The sequence below is a fragment of the Blastococcus sp. TF02A-26 genome, assembly GCF_003319125.1.
GTDB lineage: Bacteria > Actinomycetota > Actinomycetes > Mycobacteriales > Geodermatophilaceae > Trujillonella.
The window spans coordinates 242,196-259,333 of the sequence record NZ_QOHG01000004.1; the positions used below are offsets into that span (position 1 = coordinate 242,196).

Annotated in this window: 17 protein-coding genes and 1 riboswitch; of the genes, 6 read left to right on the forward strand and 11 right to left on the reverse strand. The window is 75.4% G+C overall.

The window, feature by feature from the left end; all coding sequences use genetic code 11:
• Positions 1-7 precede the first annotated feature (7 nt).
• Positions 8-814: a carboxylesterase gene (locus DQ240_RS06530; RefSeq protein WP_113838785.1), complete on the forward strand. Its 807-nt coding sequence runs from the start codon at positions 8-10 to the stop codon at positions 812-814.
• On the forward strand, positions 811-1,506 hold the full coding sequence (locus tag DQ240_RS06535) for a hypothetical protein (protein ID WP_113838786.1): 696 nt from the start codon (positions 811-813) through the stop codon (positions 1,504-1,506). Before DQ240_RS06530 ends, DQ240_RS06535 begins: the two co-directional genes overlap by 4 nt.
• On the opposite strand, the gene DQ240_RS06540 is transcribed toward DQ240_RS06535, so the two are convergent.
• The 4 genes from DQ240_RS06540 to DQ240_RS06555 are packed head-to-tail and all read right to left on the reverse strand — an operon-like array spanning position 1,503 to position 4,398.
• On the reverse strand, positions 1,503-2,483 hold the full coding sequence (locus DQ240_RS06540; protein ID WP_113838787.1) for an ROK family protein: 981 nt from the start codon (positions 2,481-2,483) through the stop codon (positions 1,503-1,505). The two genes, DQ240_RS06535 and DQ240_RS06540, sit on opposite strands and share 4 nt — an antisense overlap.
• A 2-nt stretch (positions 2,484-2,485) precedes the next feature.
• Positions 2,486-2,824, reverse strand: a complete 339-nt coding sequence (locus DQ240_RS06545; RefSeq protein WP_113838788.1) for a hypothetical protein — start codon at positions 2,822-2,824, stop codon at positions 2,486-2,488.
• Positions 2,821-3,960 carry an ArsA-related P-loop ATPase gene (locus DQ240_RS06550; RefSeq protein ID WP_113838789.1) on the reverse strand — a complete coding sequence of 380 codons (1,140 nt, stop codon included), beginning with the start codon at positions 3,958-3,960 and terminating at the stop codon, positions 2,821-2,823. The genes DQ240_RS06545 and DQ240_RS06550 overlap by 4 nt, the downstream gene beginning before the upstream one ends.
• Before the next feature lie 6 nt (positions 3,961-3,966).
• Positions 3,967-4,398, reverse strand: a complete 432-nt coding sequence (locus DQ240_RS06555) for an SRPBCC family protein (protein WP_113838790.1) — start codon at positions 4,396-4,398, stop codon at positions 3,967-3,969.
• A 161-nt stretch (positions 4,399-4,559) separates the two neighbouring features.
• On the opposite strand from DQ240_RS06555, the gene DQ240_RS06560 reads away from it, so the two are divergent.
• Entirely contained in the window at positions 4,560-6,353 is a 1,794-nt protein-coding gene (locus DQ240_RS06560) for a long-chain fatty acid--CoA ligase (RefSeq protein WP_113838791.1), read from the forward strand.
• A 46-nt stretch (positions 6,354-6,399) separates the two neighbouring features.
• Here the strand turns inward: DQ240_RS06560 and DQ240_RS06565 are convergent, their stop codons facing one another.
• From DQ240_RS06565 to DQ240_RS06585, 5 genes are all read right to left on the reverse strand, one after another.
• The gene (locus DQ240_RS06565) at positions 6,400-7,533 is read right to left on the reverse strand and encodes a glycosyltransferase family 4 protein (RefSeq protein WP_113838792.1); all 1,134 of its coding nucleotides are present in this window, start codon (positions 7,531-7,533) and stop codon (positions 6,400-6,402) included.
• The gene (locus DQ240_RS06570; RefSeq protein WP_113838793.1) at positions 7,530-8,795 is read right to left on the reverse strand and encodes a M48 family metallopeptidase; all 1,266 of its coding nucleotides are present in this window, start codon (positions 8,793-8,795) and stop codon (positions 7,530-7,532) included. The genes DQ240_RS06565 and DQ240_RS06570 overlap by 4 nt, the downstream gene beginning before the upstream one ends.
• A 121-nt stretch (positions 8,796-8,916) precedes the next feature.
• Positions 8,917-9,909, reverse strand: a complete 993-nt coding sequence (locus DQ240_RS24385; RefSeq protein ID WP_304548897.1) for a C40 family peptidase — start codon at positions 9,907-9,909, stop codon at positions 8,917-8,919.
• Positions 9,910-10,036: 127 nt separating this feature from the next.
• Positions 10,037-10,180: riboswitch (cyclic di-AMP (ydaO/yuaA leader) on the reverse strand.
• A gap of 205 nt (positions 10,181-10,385) precedes the next feature.
• The gene (locus tag DQ240_RS06580; RefSeq protein WP_113838795.1) at positions 10,386-10,694 is read right to left on the reverse strand and encodes a hypothetical protein; all 309 of its coding nucleotides are present in this window, start codon (positions 10,692-10,694) and stop codon (positions 10,386-10,388) included.
• Between the two features lie 67 nt (positions 10,695-10,761).
• A complete protein-coding gene (locus tag DQ240_RS06585) occupies positions 10,762-12,507 on the reverse strand; it encodes an NlpC/P60 family protein (protein ID WP_113838796.1) in 1,746 nt (581 codons plus the stop codon).
• Between the two features lie 197 nt (positions 12,508-12,704).
• On the opposite strand from DQ240_RS06585, the gene DQ240_RS06590 reads away from it, so the two are divergent.
• The gene (locus DQ240_RS06590) at positions 12,705-14,600 is read left to right on the forward strand and encodes a DEDD exonuclease domain-containing protein (protein WP_233498549.1); all 1,896 of its coding nucleotides are present in this window, start codon (positions 12,705-12,707) and stop codon (positions 14,598-14,600) included.
• A complete protein-coding gene (locus DQ240_RS06595; protein ID WP_113838797.1) occupies positions 14,597-14,875 on the forward strand; it encodes an Lrp/AsnC family transcriptional regulator in 279 nt (92 codons plus the stop codon). The genes DQ240_RS06590 and DQ240_RS06595 overlap by 4 nt, the downstream gene beginning before the upstream one ends.
• Before the next feature lie 35 nt (positions 14,876-14,910).
• Here the strand turns inward: DQ240_RS06595 and trpD are convergent, their stop codons facing one another.
• Positions 14,911-15,957: an anthranilate phosphoribosyltransferase gene (gene trpD, locus DQ240_RS06600; RefSeq protein ID WP_113838798.1), complete on the reverse strand. Its 1,047-nt coding sequence runs from the start codon at positions 15,955-15,957 to the stop codon at positions 14,911-14,913.
• Between the two features lie 5 nt (positions 15,958-15,962).
• On the reverse strand, positions 15,963-16,394 hold the full coding sequence (locus tag DQ240_RS06605; RefSeq protein WP_113838799.1) for a hypothetical protein: 432 nt from the start codon (positions 16,392-16,394) through the stop codon (positions 15,963-15,965).
• Positions 16,395-16,514: 120 nt separating this feature from the next.
• On the opposite strand from DQ240_RS06605, the gene DQ240_RS06610 reads away from it, so the two are divergent.
• Positions 16,515-17,138, forward strand: coding sequence for a heme-copper oxidase subunit III (locus DQ240_RS06610; RefSeq protein ID WP_369831999.1), 624 nt, complete (start codon positions 16,515-16,517; stop codon positions 17,136-17,138).

A 17,138-nucleotide genomic window follows, 5' to 3' on the forward strand; every position in this document is an offset into this window, starting at 1 on the left:
GAGATCCGTGCCACCCACCCCGTCCGCCAGCGGCCCGTCGACCGTCGTCCCCGGCGCGGAGCCCTTCGCCTTCGCCGGCGGGCCGGACGGCGGCGGCACCGGCGTCCTGCTGCTCCACGGCTTCACCGGGTCGCCGTTCAGCATGCGTCCCTGGGGGGAGCACCTGGCCGCCGCGGGCTTCGCCGTCCGCGCCCCGCTGCTGCCCGGGCACGGCACCCGCTGGCAGGACGCGAACCTGACCACCGAGCAGGACTGGGTCGCCGCGGTCACCGGCGCGCTCGACGAGCTGCGCGCCGAGTGCGACCGGGTGGTCGTCGCCGGCCTGTCGATGGGCGGCACGCTGGCGATCCGGCTGGCCGAGCTGCGGCCCGACGACGTCGCCGCGCTGGTGCTGGTCAACCCGTCGCTGCTGACCGAGCGGCTGGACGCCAAGCTGCTGCCGCTGCTGGCCCGGCTGACGCCGCGCTGGAAGGCCATCGCCAACGACATCAAGAAGCCCGGTGTCGACGAGCGGGCCTACGCCACGCTGCCCACCCGGGCGGTGCTGGGGCTGCGCCGGCTGTGGACGGCGACCCGTGCCGACCTCGCCCGCGTGACCGCCCCGCTGCTGGTCTTCCGCAGCGTCACCGACCACGTCGTCGAGCCGGCCTCGGTGCGGGTGCTCCTCGCCGGGGTGGGCAGCACCGACGCCACCGAGGTCCTGCTGGAGGACAGCTACCACGTGGCGACGCTCGACAACGACGCGCCGATGATCTTCGACCGGACGGTCGCGTGGCTGCGCGAGCGGTTCCCGGCGCCGGGAGCCGGCTCGTGACCGGGCCGCGCCGCGGCCGGGGGCGGCGGGACAACGGCCTGGACGCCGCGCTCTGGTCGCCGCTGCGCGACGTCGACCCGCGCGTGGGCGAGCACCTGCTCGACGTCCTGCGCGAGGCCGGGATCCCCGCCTACCTGGAACCGGCCACCGACGTCGGCCCCTACACCCGCACGGTCTTCCTCCCCAGCCCGCCCAGCGACCGGTTGTTCGTCGACCGGACCCGGGTCCGCGAGGGCCGGGAGCTGGTCGAGCAGCACGCGGACGAGCACCCGCCGGCGCCCGCGCGGCCGGCGCCCCGGCGCGAGGTCGACGAGGACGCCGAGTGGGCGCGGATCGTGTCGGCCTTCGAGGCGGAGAACGGCCGGGTCCCCGTCAACCTCCCGCCGGCCGACCGCCCGCCCGCCGACCTGCCCCCGCCGACGCCGCACGAGGTGCCGGTCCTCGACCGGCCCGACGAGCACTTCGAGCCCCCGCCGGCCCCGCCGGTCGGGCTGCCCTCGCCGCACGTCCTCTACGCCGCCCTGCTCATCGCCGCCGGTGCGCTGCTGGTGGTCGCGCCGGGCGTGCTCGGGCTGACCCTCGACGTCGGCCTCGTCCTGGGGGTGGCGGCCGTCGTCGGCGGTGTCGCGCTGCTGGTGTCCCGGATGCGCGAGCGCTCCGTCGAGGACGGCGACGACGGGGCCGTGGTCTAACCGGGGACGGTCTCCGACCGCGCGAGGTCGGCGGCGCCGACCAGGCCGGCCTGCGGGCCCAGCGCGGCGGCCACCACCTCGGGCCCGGGACGGAACCCCCGTCCGGGCAGCGCCCGCTGCAGCCGCTCGCGGGCCGGCCCCAGGACCGCCTCGCCGAGCGCGCTGACGCCGCCCCCGATGACGACGACGTCGGGGTCCAGGACCGCCGACAGGTCGGCGATGCCCTGGCCCAGCCAGTGCCCGACCTCCGCGACCAGCTCGCGGGCCAGCGCGTCCCCCTCCGCGGCCGCCTGCGCGACGACCTCGCCGGTGAGCTCGGCGGCCCCGCCCGGGACCCGCTCCAGCAGCCCGGCCGCCACCGCCGGCGAGTTGTGCGCGATCTCCCGGGCGGTCTGGACGAGGGCGGTGCCGCTGGCGTACTGCTCCCAGCAGCCCCGGTTGCCGCAGGCGCACAACCGGCCGTCGGGCACCACCCGCATGTGCCCCCACTCCCCCGCCACACCGTGCGCGCCACGCTGGAGCCGGCCGTCGAGCACGATGCCCCCGCCGATCCCGGTGCCGAGCGTGATCACCAGCGCCAGCTGCGCTCCCCGCGCGGCTCCGAAGCGGTACTCCGCCCACGCGGCGGCATCGGCGTCGTTGCCCACCCACAGCGGCAGCTCGAGGCGCCGGCCCAGGTCGCGCCGCAGCGCGGTGTTCCGCCAGGCCAGGTGCGGGCTGAACAGCACGGTGTCGCCGCTGCGGTCGAACCAGCCGGCCGCGCCGACCCCCACGCCCACCGGCGCCTCGTCGGCGGCGCCGGTGAGCTCCTCGACCACCGCGACGATCGCGTCCTCGGTCTCCACCGGGGACCCCCCGGGCGTGCCGCGCCGTGCCGTGCGGAGCACCGCCCCGTCGGCGGTGACCAGCCCTCCGGCGACCTTCGTGCCGCCGATGTCGACCCCGACGGCGGGCCCCGCCGGGTCGGGCCGCGTCACCGTCAGGCGATCTCGATGTGCTGCACCGCCGGGCCCGAGGGGGTCTCGTCGGGCCCGGCCTCGGGAGCGGTCCCGGCCGGGGCCGGCGGCTCGGCCAGGGTGCGCAGCGCGGCGGCCGCCGAGGAGAGCGCGTCGGCCAGCGCCGCGGTGAGCTCCGGCCGCTCCCCGCGCAGCACCGCGACCGCCTGGCACAGCGGGCACCAGCGGCAGTCGGCGGCGTGCTCGGCGCCGGTCTCCCCGGCCGGGTGCTCGGACGGCGCCGCGGCACCGGCGGCGAGGGTCTGTCCCAGCCCGGCCACCAGCCGCCGCGCCTGGTCGAGCCAGTCGTTGCCCGGAGTCATGCGGTGCTCCCCTCGGCGGCCAGCAGGTCGGCCGGCCACTGCTGCGGATCGGGTGCGAAGTCGATGACGAGGCGTGCCCCGGCGGTACCGGCGTCGACCAGCGAGCCGCCGGTGACCAGGCAGCGACGCAGCAGCGCGTCCAGCCGCAGCGACCGGCGGGCACCGCCCACGGTGAGCACGAGGTCGTCGTCCCACCGGGTCAGCCCGAGGGCACCGCGGCGGGCGAAGGGCAGCGGGACGGCGAGCTGCCAGCCACCGGCCACCCGCACCGGCGCGGGGACCTCGAGCCCGTGCGGGGGCTCCGGCTCGTCGCCGGTCAGGAGGGCGGCCAGGTCGTCGGCGTCCGCAGGGGTGCAGGCCCGCTCCGGCACCCGGGCCACGGGGGCCAGGTCGGCGAGCGCCGTCAGGGCGCCGGCCTGCTCGGCCGTCCGGGCCGCCCACCACTCGCCGGCCCCGTCCTCCGGCAGCACCCGCACGTGGACGGCGACCGGCCGCTGGCCGTGCAGCGCCAGGACCGGGAGGGCGTCGCGCACCGCCTCGACCGACGCGGCCCGCGGGGTCGTCACCAGGCGCACCTCGGTGCTCGCCGGGTCGCCGAGGTCGACCCGGGACAGCAGCCGCTCGACCACCGGCACGGCCGACAGGACGGCGTCCACCGGGCCGGAGCGGACGGCTCCGGTGCGCACCGCGGCGGTCCGCACCGCACCGAGCATCCGCAGCCGGGTGGGCAGGGCCTGGCCGAGCCACCAGCGCAGCGCTCCGGGCAGCGCCAGCAGCGCGAGCGCGGCGTCCAGGGGGCCGGCGTCGAGGACCACGACGTCGGCCTCGACGCGGGCGAGCTCCGCCAGCAGCGCCACCTCGGCGGCACCGGGCGGCGCGACGACGGAGCTGGCCGGCGGCAGCGCGAGGTCGGGCAGGGCACCGGACAGCGCCGGGCCGACCGATCCCCACAGCTCCTCGAAGCCCTGCTGCGGGTCGGGGACGACGATCCGCAGCCCTTCGACCTCCCCGACGTCCACCGGTCGCCGCGAGACCAGGGCGGTGCTGCGACCGGCGCGGGCGGCACGGACGGCCAGGGCCGCCGACAGGGTGGAGGTCCCGGCCCCGCCGGGGCCGGTGACGAGCAGGGTGGTCACGCCGGATCAGCCCTCGACGCGCTTCTTGAGCTCCTTGAGCGCGGTGTCGAGGATGACCTTCTCCGCCTTGCGCTTGATCATCCCGAGCATGGGGATGGAGAGGTCGATGGTGATGGCGTAGGTGACGTCGGTGCGGCCGTCGGACTCGACGAGCGTGTACGAGCCCTCCTGGCGCTTCTGCATCTGGCCCTTGACGAGGGTCCAGGAGACGCGGCGGTCGCCCTCCCACGTGTAGTCGAGGACGTAGTCGTCCTTGACCGCACCGGCGTCGAGCACGAAGTGCACCCGCTTGGCCCGCCCGTCGGGGCCGGTCTCGAGCACCTCGACCCGCTTGGCGGCCCCGACCCACGTGGGGTAGGCGTCGAAGTCGGCGATGACCGCCATCACGTCGGCAGCGGGCGCCTCGACGACGATCGACTGGGTGGACTGGTCGGCCATGCGGAGCAGGCTAACCGCTCCGGCGTCCCCTGCCCCGGTGGGACGCCCGCCTCAGCTACTCACCGGTAGCCCCCAGAGGATAGATTTGCAGGCCAGACGTCCCGACCGGGGCGCACCGGGCGACGGTGCCCGGAGCCCGGTACGGGGAGAGAGGACCAGGCGTGCGCGAGTTCAGCGTCCCGGCGACGACCGAGGTGGGGCCGGACGAGGCCCTGACCGACATGCTGGCGGAGAACGTCTCCCTGCACGGGGACGAGGTCGGCCTGCGCATCCAGCGGGACGGCCGCTGGGAGGACGTGACCTGGCGGGAGTTCGGCGAGCAGGTTCGCGGCGTCGCCAAGGGCCTGATCGCCGCGGGCGTCCAGGCCGGCGACCGCGTGGCCCTGCAGGCCAAGACCCGGTACGAGTGGACGGTCCTGGACTTCGCGATCTGGACGGCCGGAGCGGTCGTCGTCCCGGTCTACGAGACCTCGAGCGCCGACCAGGTGGCCTGGATCCTCTCCGACTCCGGCGCGACCGCCATGGTCGTGGAGAAGGGCGAGCACGCCTCGGCGGTGGACTCCGTCCGCGACCAGGCGCCCGCCCTCGGCCCGGTCTACGTCATCGAGGACGACGCCCTCGGCACGCTCACCGCCGCCGGGGCCGACGTGCCCGACAACGAGCTGGACGCCCGCCGGGCGACCCTGGACGCCGACAGCCTCGCGACGCTGATCTACACCAGCGGCACCACCGGCCGGCCGAAGGGCTGCGAGCTCACGCACCGCAACTTCCTGTTCGAGATCGGCAACGGCATGAGCCTGCTGGGCCGGTTCATGAACGTGCAGGGCTCCCTGCTGCTGTTCATCCCGCTCGCGCACGTCCTCGCCCGCGTGCTGCAGGTCGGCGCCATCAAGACCCGCACGGTCATCGGCCACACCCCGGACGTGAAGAACCTCGTCGAGGACCTCGGCGCCTTCAAGCCGACGTTCGTGCTGGCCGTCCCGCGCGTCTTCGAGAAGGTCTACAACCAGGCCAAGGCGAAGGCCGAGGGCGACGGCAAGGGCAAGATCTTCGACAAGGCGGCGCAGGTCGCCATCGACTGGTCCCGCGCGCAGGACACCGGCGGCCCGGGCCTGGCGCTGCGCGCCCAGCACGCGCTGTTCGACAAGCTCGTCTACGGCAAGCTGCGCGCCGCGCTCGGTGGCCAGTGCCTCGGGGCGATCTCCGGCGGCGCGCCGCTCGGCGAGCGGCTGGGCCACTTCTTCCGCGGCATCGGCGTCCCGGTGTTCGAGGGCTACGGCCTCACCGAGACGACGGCGGCCGCGGCGGTCAACCACGACGACGCGCTGCGCATCGGCACGGTCGGCCGGCCGCTGCCCGGGGTGGCGTTCGCGATCGCCGACGACGGCGAGATCCTCATCCGCGGCGGCGTGGTCATGCGCGGGTACTGGAAGAACGAGCAGGCCACCAGCGAGGCCATCGACGCCGACGGCTGGTTCCACAGCGGTGACATCGGCGAGATCGACGCCGACGGCTTCGTGAAGATCACCGGCCGCAAGAAGGAGATCCTCGTGACCGCGGGCGGCAAGAACGTCGCCCCCGCCGTCCTGGAGGACCGGCTCCGCGCGCACCGGCTGGTCAGCCAGTGCATCGTCGTCGGCGACCAGCGGCCCTTCATCGGGGCCCTGATCACCCTCGACGAGGAGGCGCTCCCCCAGTGGCTCGAGTCCAAGGGGAAGCCGGCCGACAGCAAGCTCGCCGACCTGGTCGACGACGCCGACGTGAAGGCGGAGATCGACGCCGCGGTGGCCGACGCCAACAAGGCGGTCTCGCAGGCCGAGGCGATCAAGAAGTACAAGGTGCTGACGACCGACTTCACCGAGGACAACGGGATGCTCACCCCGAGCCTCAAGCTGAAGCGCAACGTGGTGCTCAAGGAGTTCGACGGCGAGGTCGAGTCGCTCTACACGCGATGAGGACCCGCTCGCCACGGGGGCCCGCTCCGCACCCGCGGAGCGGGCCTCAGTGCGTTCCCGGGTCGAGCAGGTCGGCGAAGGTCTCGGCGATCCGGGTCCAGGACCAGCGCTCCTCCACCCAGGAGCGCCCGGCCCGCCCCATCGCGCGGGCGCGCGCCGGGTCGTCGAGCAGCGCGGCGACCGTGTCGGCCACGGCCTCCGGCGAGCGGGGGTCGGGCACGACGGAGCCGGTGACGCCGTCCCGCACGGCCTCCGGTGCCCCGCCGGAGGTGCCGGCCACGACGGGCAGGCCGCACGCCGCCGCCTCGAGGTAGACCATGCCGAGCCCCTCGACGTCGAGCCCGCCGCGCCGGGTCCGGCAGGGCATGGCGAAGACGTCGCCGGCGGCGTAGTGCTCCGGCAGCCGGTCCGGCGGCACGGGCCCGGTGAGGACGACGGAGCCCTCCAGGCCGCGCGCGGCCACCGCACGCCGCAGCGCGGACTCCTGCGGCCCGCCGCCCACCAGCAGCAGCCGGGCGCCCGGGTGCCGGGCCAGCACCCGGGACCAGCCGGCGACGAGGACGTCCTGCCCCTTGCGCGGGACGAGCCGCGAGACGCACACGACCACGGGGGCGTCCCCCAGGCCGTGCCGCTCGCGGACGGCGCTGCCGTCGACCGCCGGGGAGAAGACCTCGACGTCGACGCCCGGGGACAGCTGCGCCAGCCGGCCCCGGCCACCGAGCGCCGGTTCCAGCCGGCTCCGGGTGTAGTCGCTGATGTAGGTCACGACGTCGAGGTCGGCGGCGATCCGGCGCATCAGCTGCCGTCCACCCGGCACGGCGACCCAGCCGGTCTCGTGGCCGTGGGTGATGCCCAGCTGGTGCCGCACGCCGGCCGAGCGCAGCGCGGGCGCGAGCAGGCCCAGCGGGGCGGCCGCCCCGTAGACCGCGCGGTCGCAGCCGTGGCGGCGCGCGAGGTCGACGGCCGCGCGGGCGGTCGCGCGGGTCGGCAGCAGCATCGCGGTGGGACGGCGGACCACCGGGTACGGCAGTGCGGCGTCGTGGGCCTCCCAGCCGGGAGAGCGGGAGGCCAGCACCACCAGCGACTCCGGCGGGCGGCGGGCCAGCAGCGCCGCGACGAAGGTCTGGATGCCGCCCTGGCGGGGTGGGAAGTCGTTGGTCACGACGAGCGTCCGGCTCACCGCTCCCCCGCCCGCAGCCAGTCCTCGGCGAACGCGACCCGCTGGGCCTTGGTCGGGTGGGACCCGAAGAACCACCGCCACGCCGCCGGGGGGTCGGGATCGGACAGGTTGGTGGTCGCCAGCCGCTCCTGCATCCGGATGAAGGCCTCCGCGTCGTTGGTGAGGTCGAGGGCGTGCAGGTCGGCGCGGGCCTCCACCTGCCGGGAGACCAGGTTCTGCACCGGGGTGGCCAGCAGCGTGCCGGCGGAGACCAGGAGCAGCAGCAGCGGCACCACGCGCGGGTCCGCCGGCGACTCGGCACCGGCCCGCCGCAGCAGCGGCGTCCAGGTGAGCAGCCAGCCGAGTCCGGCCACCGCGGCCGCGGCGCCGAGCGCGCCCATCAGCGTCCCGGTGAGGACGTCGTCGGTGGCCACGTGGCCCAGCTCGTGGGCGACGATCGACTCGATCTCGTCGTCGGGGAGCCGGTCGAGGAGGGTGTCGTAGAGGACGATCCGCCGGGTGCCGCCGAACCCGGAGACGTAGGCGTTCAGCGACGTCGTCCGCCTCGAGGCGTCGGAGACGAGCACGTCCTCCACGGGGGTGCCGTTCTCCTCCGCCAGCGCCAGCAGGTCGGTGCGCAGCTGACCGGCCGGCAGGGACGCGAAGCTGTTGAACGCCGGCTCGATGACCACCGGGTAGAGGAACGACCCGACGACGACGAGCGCGGCAGCCGCCCCCGCCGCCCACGCCCACCACCAGCGCGGTACCCGCCGGACCAGCCAGACGAGCAGTAGCACGCCCAGGGCGGTCAGCGCGGCGTCGATCGCCAGCGAGACGCCGACGTCGCGCAGCCACAGCGGCCAGCTGCGGGTCGACAGGCCGTACCGGTGCCGCACCACCTCCCCGTAGGCGGCCAGCGGCAGCGTGACCAGCCGGCCGATCGCCAGGAGGGCGAGCGTGCCCAGCAGCACCTGCCACACCCAGCGGCCGCCCAGCGGCCGGGCGACGGCCAGCACCAGCCGGGCACCGAGGCGGGTGAGGCCCAGGACGGCGGACACGGCCAGCCCCAGCACCAGGGAGGCCAGCGACGCCGGGCGGAGGGCGCCCGCGAAGGACTCGGCCCGGGTCACGGCCTCGGGCGACAGCCCGGCGGTGGGGTCGGGAGGGGTGGGACCACCGGGGAGGTCCGGCAACAGGGTCCACGGGGTGCGGAGCACCACGACGAGGACGAAGGCCGCACCGAGGACGACCGCGGCCACCAGCGCGGCCCGGCGGGCGGACACGACCCGAGCTTAGGCGAAGGACCCTCTGCCCCCCGCCCCTCGCAGGGCCTCTGCAGAGGGGCCGGAACGACAGCGGGCCGATGACCTCCCGTGAGGTCATCGGCCCGTCGTCCTGCAGGTACTAGACGATCCGGCGCATCGCGGTGATGCCGCCCATGGAGTCCATGCCGACGACCTTCACCGGCTGGCTCGAGGTGGAGGCGTGCACCATCTGGCCGTTGCCGATGTACATCGCGACGTGGCTGACCGGGCTGTAGAAGAACAGCAGGTCCCCCGGCTGCAGCTCGGCCCGCGAGACCGCGGTGCCCATCTGGGACTGCATTCGGCTGGAGTGCGGGAGGCTGACCCCGGCCGCGGCGTAGGCGTACTGCGTGAGGCCGGAGCAGTCGAAGGCGTCCGGTCCCCCGGCGCCCCAGACGTACCGGTCACCGACCTGGGCCAGCGCGGTGTCGACGGCGGCCTGCGCGGAACCGCTGGCGGCCACCGGACGGGCCACCGCGGCCGGCGCCACGGTCTCACCGCTGTGCGTGGCCTCCGCCTGCTGCACCTGCTGCTGCTGCGCCGCGGTGAGCTCGGCGTACTGCCGCTGGTACTCGGCGATGTCGGACTCGAGCTGGTCCTCCTGGGCGCTGAGGTCGTCCAGGGTCTGCTGGGCGGCGGCCTGCGCGGCGTCGGCCTCGGCCTGCGCCTGCTCGGCCTCCTGCGCGGCGGCGGAGACGTCGTCCAGGACACCGGTGGTGTGGCCGGCGATCTGGTCCAGCATCGACAGGCTGCTGACGAAGTCCTCGGCCGAGTCGCTCGTCATGAGCATCTCGAGCGTGGCGAGGCTGTCGTCGGTGCCGGTGTAGGCGCTGCGGGCCACCTGGCGGATCTGCCCGTCGAGCGCGTCGAGCTCGACCCGGGTCTGCTCGACCTCCGCGTGGGCCGCGGCGGCCGCCTGCTGCTGCTGGGCGAGCACCTCGCGGGCCTCGTTGATCTGCTCGCTCAGCACCTCCAGCTCGTGGCTGGCAGCGGCGACGAGCTGGGCCGCCTGCTGCGGCGTCGTCGCGGTGCCGGGCTCGGCGGCCGCGGTGCCGGGCAGCGCCGTGAGCGCGAGGGCGGCGGTGGTCCCCACGAGCGCGCCGCGGGTGAACCGGCGGGAGTGGGTGGGACGGCGGGAACCGGTCGTCTGACCGGGATGGAGCTGAGTTCGTGCATGCCCCATGGCAGGGCGAGGCGTCGCCACGGTCGGCGGCTCTCCGTTCTTCCTCAGCAACCGCCTACCGAGTTAGCTGACGGGTTCGGGCTGGGAAGACGTGCCCTATCTCCGTGCGCCGCGAGGACGCACACGAGAACTCACCCCAGTGCTGCGGTGGGTCCCCGGCTCACCTCGGCGTTCCCGCCGCCCGGAGGCGGCACGGACACCTGCGGTGACTCGGCGGTGTCCGGCCGAGGTCACCCCGTAGGGGGCGACGACCACCCGGTCGGACGGGCCCACGGTACGGAGGCAGACCAGATGTGACAAACGGAGGGAGCGTGGATTGTGGGAATCGACACGATTCGCACGGTCGCCACTCCGGTGGGTCACCGACACGACGGCCGACGGGCCGGTCAGCCGATCTGCCGGTGACCGCGGTGCTCCTCGCTGCCGCCCGGCCGGTGCCGCAGCGGGGGCACCAGCCCGCCCTCAGCGAGCGCGCGGACGGCGCGGCGCTCCACCTCGTCCAGCTCCACGACCACCCCGTGCGGGGCGGTCTCGGACGGCTGGTCCTCGGGTGCCGGGAGGGCCGCCCGGCGGGTCATCGGCACCACGGCCGGATCGGTGTCCTGCCAGCCTGGCGGCACCCCCAGCAGCACCGTGACCACGCAGTCGGCGCAGCCGGTGCCGCGGGCGGTGCAGGTGTCGCAGTCGATGAGCATCGGTCGCTCCCCTCCCGGTCCTCTCGTCGGTGAGAGCGACGCTAGGCACGCCCACCGACAGTTCCGGTCAGGTGCCGGCGAACTCCCAGTGCCAGGGCTCCTCGCGGCCGTTGCCGGGGTCGGCCCACGTCGGGTGCAACCAGCCGAAACGCCCCGCGTTGGCGACCATCCACTGGTACTGCGGTGTCCCGAAGACCTCGATCCCCCCGCAGAGGTCGACCGCCAGGCCCCACCCGTGGTTGCTGGTACCGGGGACCGCCGCCAGCGCCGGCTTCTGGCCGTACAGACGGACCTGGCTGGCGTAGGTGCGGTAGGAGTCGGTGATGCAGATCGGCGACCCGAACGCCGCGGTGTAGGCGGCGTTCATGGCGCGGTAGGACGCCGCGGCGTCGCAGCGCAGCGAGTGCGACGCCGCGCCGATCTCGCACAGCGCGCTCGGCGGGATCAGGCCGTTCGGGTAGCCGCCCCACGACCGCGCGCCGTCGTAGCTCGGCGGGTAGACGCTGTTGCCGCACTCGACCCGCAGCGCACCCGGGGTCACCCCGGGTGCGGGCTCGGGCGGCCGCTGGCCGAGCGCGGGGCGGCCGATCATGAGGACCTGGTCCATCGGCAGCGAGCGGACGACGACCGCTCCGGCCCGCCCGTCCGCCGCGAGCATCGAGCGGGTGTCGAGAGCCAGGCCGACGTGCCCCAGGCCGGCCTCCGGGGTGCCGAGGAACACCAGGTCCCCGGGCAGCACGTCCTCGTTCGCGATCGGACGGGTGACCCCGAACAGGCCCGCCTGGTCCCCCGGCAGCTCGATCCCGGCGGCCCGGTAGGCCGACTGCACCAGCGACCCGCAGTCGTAGGACTCCGGCCCGGCCGTCCCGGGCGCGTAGGGCAGCCCGAGCTGGTCCATGACCGTGGTGACCGCCGTGATCGCCTCGCGGGGCAGGACCAGCAGCGAGGAGGGCTGGCGGGGCAGCTGGGCGGCCCCGGGCTGGGCTCCGCCGGCGACCGAGCCGACCGGCGCGAGACCGGCGGGCAGGGCCGCGATCGGGTCCAGCAGCTCGCCGGCCGGCGGCGGGGTGATCCCGGCCGCGACGAGCTCGTCGAGGTAGGCACGCCAGTTCGCCGCCGTCTGCTCGTTGACCTCGACCTGCTCGCGCTGCAGCTGCGCCAGCTGGCGGTCGACGTCCCCGAGGGCGGCGTCCAGCTCGTCGGTCACCGCGGTGGCGGCGTCCTCCAGCGCCTGCACCTCCGCCGCCACCTGATCGGCCCGGGCCTGCGCCTGCGCCAGCGCCGCGGCGGCCCGGTCCCGCTCGGCCACCGCCGCGCGGCGCTGCTGCTCGGCCGCCCCCACGACCTCGGCCGCGTGGGCGTCCACCGCCTCGAGGTAGCCCATCGCGGCGACGATCTCCCCCGGCTCGCCGCCGCTGAGCAGCAGCGTGAGCGGGGTGAGGGCACCGCCGTCGCGGTAGACGGCGGAGGCGTAGTCGGCCACGACCTCCTGGTACTCGGCCAGCTGTGCCTCGTACTCGGCGACGACGGCCTCGGCCGCGGCCGTGTCCTCCCGGGCCCGGGCCAGCGCCTGCTCGGCGGCGACCACCTCGCCCTGGCGCGCCAGGAGATCGGCCTGGACCTCCGCCGCCCGCTGCTGCAGCTCGTCGAGGGCGTCGCTGTCCAGCACCCCGGTGGTGCCACCGGGCTGGTCGCTCGGAGCCGCGACGGCGGTGCCGGCGAGCGGGCCGGCGAGGCCCAGGACGGCCGCGGCGGCGACCGTGAGCAGGACGACCGACGGACGACGGGCGCGCCACCGTGTGCGCGGGGACATCGATCACCTCATGCCAGGGCGGGACCCCCGTGGTCCCCGACTGTGCATGGTGGCCCCCATCACGGTGCCGCGCCACCGCGACCAGCGCGTTCGCCCGGGCGGGGGACGGCGCGGTCCCGTCCGGCGCGCGGCCCGCGCCGGGAGGGGTCCGGCGTGGGTCCCGGAGACTGTCGGTGGCCCGACCTACCGTCCGCCGCGTGCCACCGTCCACCGCTCCGTCCCCCGGGTGGGTCACCGGGGTCGCCGACGCCGGGGGCCACGGGGTGACGCCCCGCTTCGACCCCGGCCCGCGGTACGTGCAGGCCACGATCGAGGAGCTCGGCACGCCGCTGTCCGAGGTGACGTTCGTGGTGGTCGACCTGGAGACCACCGGCGGGTCCCCGCGGGACAGCGCCATCACCGAGATCGGCGCGGTCAAGGTCCGCGGCGGCGAGGTGCTCGGCGAGTTCCAGACGCTGGTCGACCCCGGGCGCGAGATCCCGCCCTACATCAGCGTGCTGACCGGCATCACCACCTCGATGGTCTACGCGGCGCCGCGGATCGCCGAGGTCCTCCCCGCCTTCCTGGAGTTCGCCCGGGGCGCGGTGCTGGTGGCCCACAACGCCCCGTTCGACCTCGGCTTCCTCAAGGCGGCGTGCGCCGAGAGCGGCATCCCCTGGCCGGCGGCGGCGTCGGTCGACACCGCCATCCTCGCCCGGCGGCTGCTGAGCCGCGACGAGGTGCCCAACTGCAAGCTGGCGACCCTCGCCCCCTACTTCTCCGCCACCACCGACCCCTGCCACCGGGCGCTGGCCGACGCCCGCGCCACCGTCGACGTCCTCCACGGCCTGTTCGAGCGGCTCGGCCCGCTGGGCATCACCTCGCTCGAGGAGCTCACCGGCCTGACCCGGCAGATCGACCCCGAGCGGCGCCGCAAGCGGCACCTGGCCGACACGGTCCCCGGCGGTCCCGGGGTGTACGTCTTCCGCGGACCGAAGGACGAGCCGCTCTACGTGGGGACGTCGAACGACCTGCGCAGCCGGGTGCGCAGCTACTTCTCCTCGAGCGAGCAGCGCAGCCGGATCACCGAGATGGTCGGCCTGGCCCGGCGCGTCGAGGCGATCCCCTGCGCCCACGACCTCGAGGCCGCGGTCCGCGAGCTGCGGCTGATCGCCGAGTGCAAGCCCCGGTACAACCGCCGGTCGCGGTTCCCCGAGCGCGCGCTGTGGATCCGGCTGACCGACGAGGTCTTCCCGCGGCTGTCGATCGTCCGCCGTGTCCGCCCCGGCGCCGGCGTCTTCCTCGGGCCCTTCCCCGACCGGCGGGCCGCCGACGCGGCGGCCGCGGCGATCCACGAGTCCCTGCCGTTGCGGCAGTGCACGCCACGCCTGTCGCTCAAGGTCCTGGGCACCGCGTGCGCCCTCGCCGGCATGGGGCGCTGCGGCGCGCCGTGCACCGGGGCGCAGACCGTCGAGGAGTACGGCGAGATCGCCGCCGTCCTGCGCGCCGCGGTCGCCGCCGACCCGCGCGCCCTGCTGGCACCGCTGCTGGACCGGGTGGAGCGGCTCTCCGCCGAGGAGCGGTTCGAGGACGCCGCGGTGCTGCGGGACCGGATCGCCGTCCTGGTGCGTGCCGTGCGCCGCCGGCAGCGGCTGGAGTCGCTGGCCGCCGTCCCGCAGCTGACGATCGCCCGGCCCGACGGCGCCGGCGGCTGGCACCTGTCCATCGTCCGCCGCGGCCGGCTGGTGGCCGCCGGTGGGGCGGCCCGCGGAAGCTCGGTGCGGCACACGCTCGCCGGCCTGCTCGCCACCGCCGAGACGCCGCTGACCCCCGACGGCGAGCTGGCCGCGACCGTCGACGAGACCGAGCTCGTGCTGCGCTGGATGGAGAAGCCCGGCACCCGCCTCGTCGAGGTCGACGGCACGCTGGCCTGCCCGGTCCCGGGCACCGGCTCCTACAGCGCCTTCCTGGACCAGGTGGAGGCCGGCCGCCGCGAGCGGGAGCCCTTCGCCGACGGCCGGTCGCTGGGCACCCGGGCCCGGCCGGACCGGGTCTCCCCCACGCCGCGCGGAGCAGGCGGCCGGGTGCCGCCCCGGATAGCATCCCCGGCGTGATCACCGCCATCGTCATGATCGACGCGGCCACCGACGCCATCCCCGAGGTGGCCCAGGCCGTCGCCGACCTGGAGGGCGTGAGCGAGGTCTACTCGGTGGCCGGCGACACCGATCTGATCGCGGTCGTCCGGGTCCGGGAGTTCGAGCAGATCGCCGAGGTCATCGCCGGGCGGATCAACAAGGTCCCCGGGGTGCTCGAGACCGATACGCACATCGCCTTCCGGTCCTACTCCCGGCACGACCTCGAGGCTGCGTTCTCCATCGGCCTGGAGTGATCAGCCTGGAGTGATCGGCCTGGAGTAGTTGCCGGTCAGCGCGGCGGTGCCACCTCGCGGCTGACGGTCACCCACCGGTCGAGCAGCGCCGCGGCGCGTCCGTCGTCGACCGCCGCCGCAGCACGGGCCAGGGCCGACGCCAGCGCCGCGTCCAGGTCGCCGTCGGGGCCGTCGAAGGCGGCCAGTGCTGCCGCCGCGTTCAGCAGCACCGCGTCGCGGACCGGCCCCTCCTCGCCACCGACGACCCGGCGGAAGACGTCGGCGTTGAACGCCGGGTCGCCGCCCCGCAGCGCGTCGAGCGGCGCGGGGGCGATCCCCAGCGCCGCCGGGTCCACCCGGGCCGGCCGCACCTCTCCGCCGGCGACCACCCACACCGCCGACGTCGTCGCCGTCGTCAGCTCGTCGAGACCGTCGTCGCCGCGGAAGACCAGCGCGCGGGTGCCGCGTCCGGCCAGGACCGCGGCCAGCACCGGCGCCATCCGGGGGTCGGCGCAGCCGATCGCCGCGGCCACCGGCCGCGCGGGGTTGGCCAGCGGGCCGAGGAAGTTGAAGACGGTGCCGATGCCCATCTCGCGGCGCGGTGCGCCGGTGAACCGGAACCCCGGGTGGAACACCGGGGCGAAGAAGAAGCCGATCCCGGCCTCCGCCACGCAGCGGGCGACCGCCGGGGCCGGTAGGTCGATGACGACGCCGAGGGCCTCCAACACGTCGGCCGACCCGGACGACGACGAGGCCGCACGGTTGCCGTGCTTGGCGACCGGGGCTCCCGCGGCCGCCGCCACGACGGAGGCCATCGAGGAGATGTTGACGGTGTGCGCGCCGTCGCCGCCGGTCCCCACGACGTCCACGCAGTCCACCGAGAGCTCGACGGGGGTGGCGCGGTCGAGCATCGTGGCGGAGAGCCCGGCGACCTCGGCCGCCGACTCGCCCTTGGCGCGCAGGGCGACCGCGAAGGCCGCGATCTGGGCGGGGGTGGCCTCGCCGGCCATGATCTCGCGCATGGCCCAGGCCGCGTCGTCGGCCGGCAGGTCCTCGCGGGCCAGGAGCCGGGTGAGCAGGCCGGACCAGGTGGGTGTGCCCACGACGCTCAGCGGCGGACGGTCGGCACGCCCACCCGAGACCGCAGCACGTCGGCGACGACGTGCGGGGCGGTCAGCGGGTCGAGCGGCATCGGCAGCGTGGCGTCGGCCTGCGACCAGTGCGCGAGCCAGCGGTCGGGCTGCCGGGCGATGAGCACGCACAGCGCCGGGCGGTCGGCGACCTCCACGGTGAGCTGGCGGGCGAGCGCCAGGCCGCCGGTGGGCTGCGCCTCGCCGTCCAGCACGCAGAGGTCGATGCCGCCCGCGTCCACGGTGTCGACGACGTCCTGGCCCGTGTCGCACTCGATCCAGGTGATCGGACCGACGTCGGCGGCGGGCTGGCGGCCCACGACCGTGCGGACCGCCTGCCGGACCTCGGGACGGGAGCTGTAGACCAGGACGGTGGCCGCGGCGGCGCCGCCGGCTGAGGTCGAACTCACGTCCGCGAGCCTAGTGCCCGCGGCGGACGGCGCGGACCGGCTCCGACGCATCTCGACCCGGTCACGGACGCCGCCACGCCCGGTGACCCACGGTCGTCGCTGTCGCCGGGCGATGCCATGATGGGCCCCGTGACAACGGCTCCCGTCGCGAGCGGCACCTTCGACACGTCCCGGGTGCACTCCCTGACCCGTCCGAACATGGTCAGTGTCGGCACGATCGTCTGGCTCTCCAGCGAGCTGATGTTCTTCGCCGGCCTGTTCGCCATGTACTTCACCGCGCGAGCGCGGGCACAGGACGGCTGGCCTCCGGAGCCGACCGAGCTGAACCTGCCGTACGCCCTGGTCTTCACGACGATCCTGGTCGCGTCGTCGATCACCTGCCAGCTCGGCGTCTTCGCCGCTGAGCAGGGGAACGTCTACGGCTTGCGCCGCTGGTTCACCATCACCTTCGTGATGGGCCTGATCTTCGTGCTCGGCCAGGCCTTCGAGTACGTCACCCTGGTCGAGGAGCACGGCACCACCATCTCCTCCAGCACCTACGGGTCGGTCTTCTACCTGACGACCGGGTTCCACGGTCTGCACGTCATCGGAGGCCTGATCGCCTTCGTCTACCTGCTCATCCGCTCCACGATGGGCCGTTTCACGCCGGCACAGGCGACCTCGGCGATCGTGGTCTCCTACTACTGGCACTTCGTCGACGTCGTGTGGATCGGGCTCTTCGCCACGATCTACCTGATCCGCTAG

Excerpts from the sequence above, each read along its gene's own strand:
- DQ240_RS06545 (WP_113838788.1), bottom strand. The coding sequence starts at position 2,824 with ATGACTCCGGGCAACGACTGGCTCGACCAGGCGCGGCGGCTGGTGGCC.
- DQ240_RS06555 (WP_113838790.1), bottom strand. The coding sequence starts at position 4,398 with ATGGCCGACCAGTCCACCCAGTCGATCGTCGTCGAGGCGCCCGCTGCC.
- DQ240_RS06580 (WP_113838795.1), bottom strand. The coding sequence starts at position 10,694 with ATGCTCATCGACTGCGACACCTGCACCGCCCGCGGCACCGGCTGCGCC.
- DQ240_RS06585 (WP_113838796.1), bottom strand. The coding sequence starts at position 12,507 with ATGTCCCCGCGCACACGGTGGCGCGCCCGTCGTCCGTCGGTCGTCCTG.
- DQ240_RS06610 (WP_369831999.1), top strand. The coding sequence starts at position 16,515 with ATGGGCCCCGTGACAACGGCTCCCGTCGCGAGCGGCACCTTCGACACG.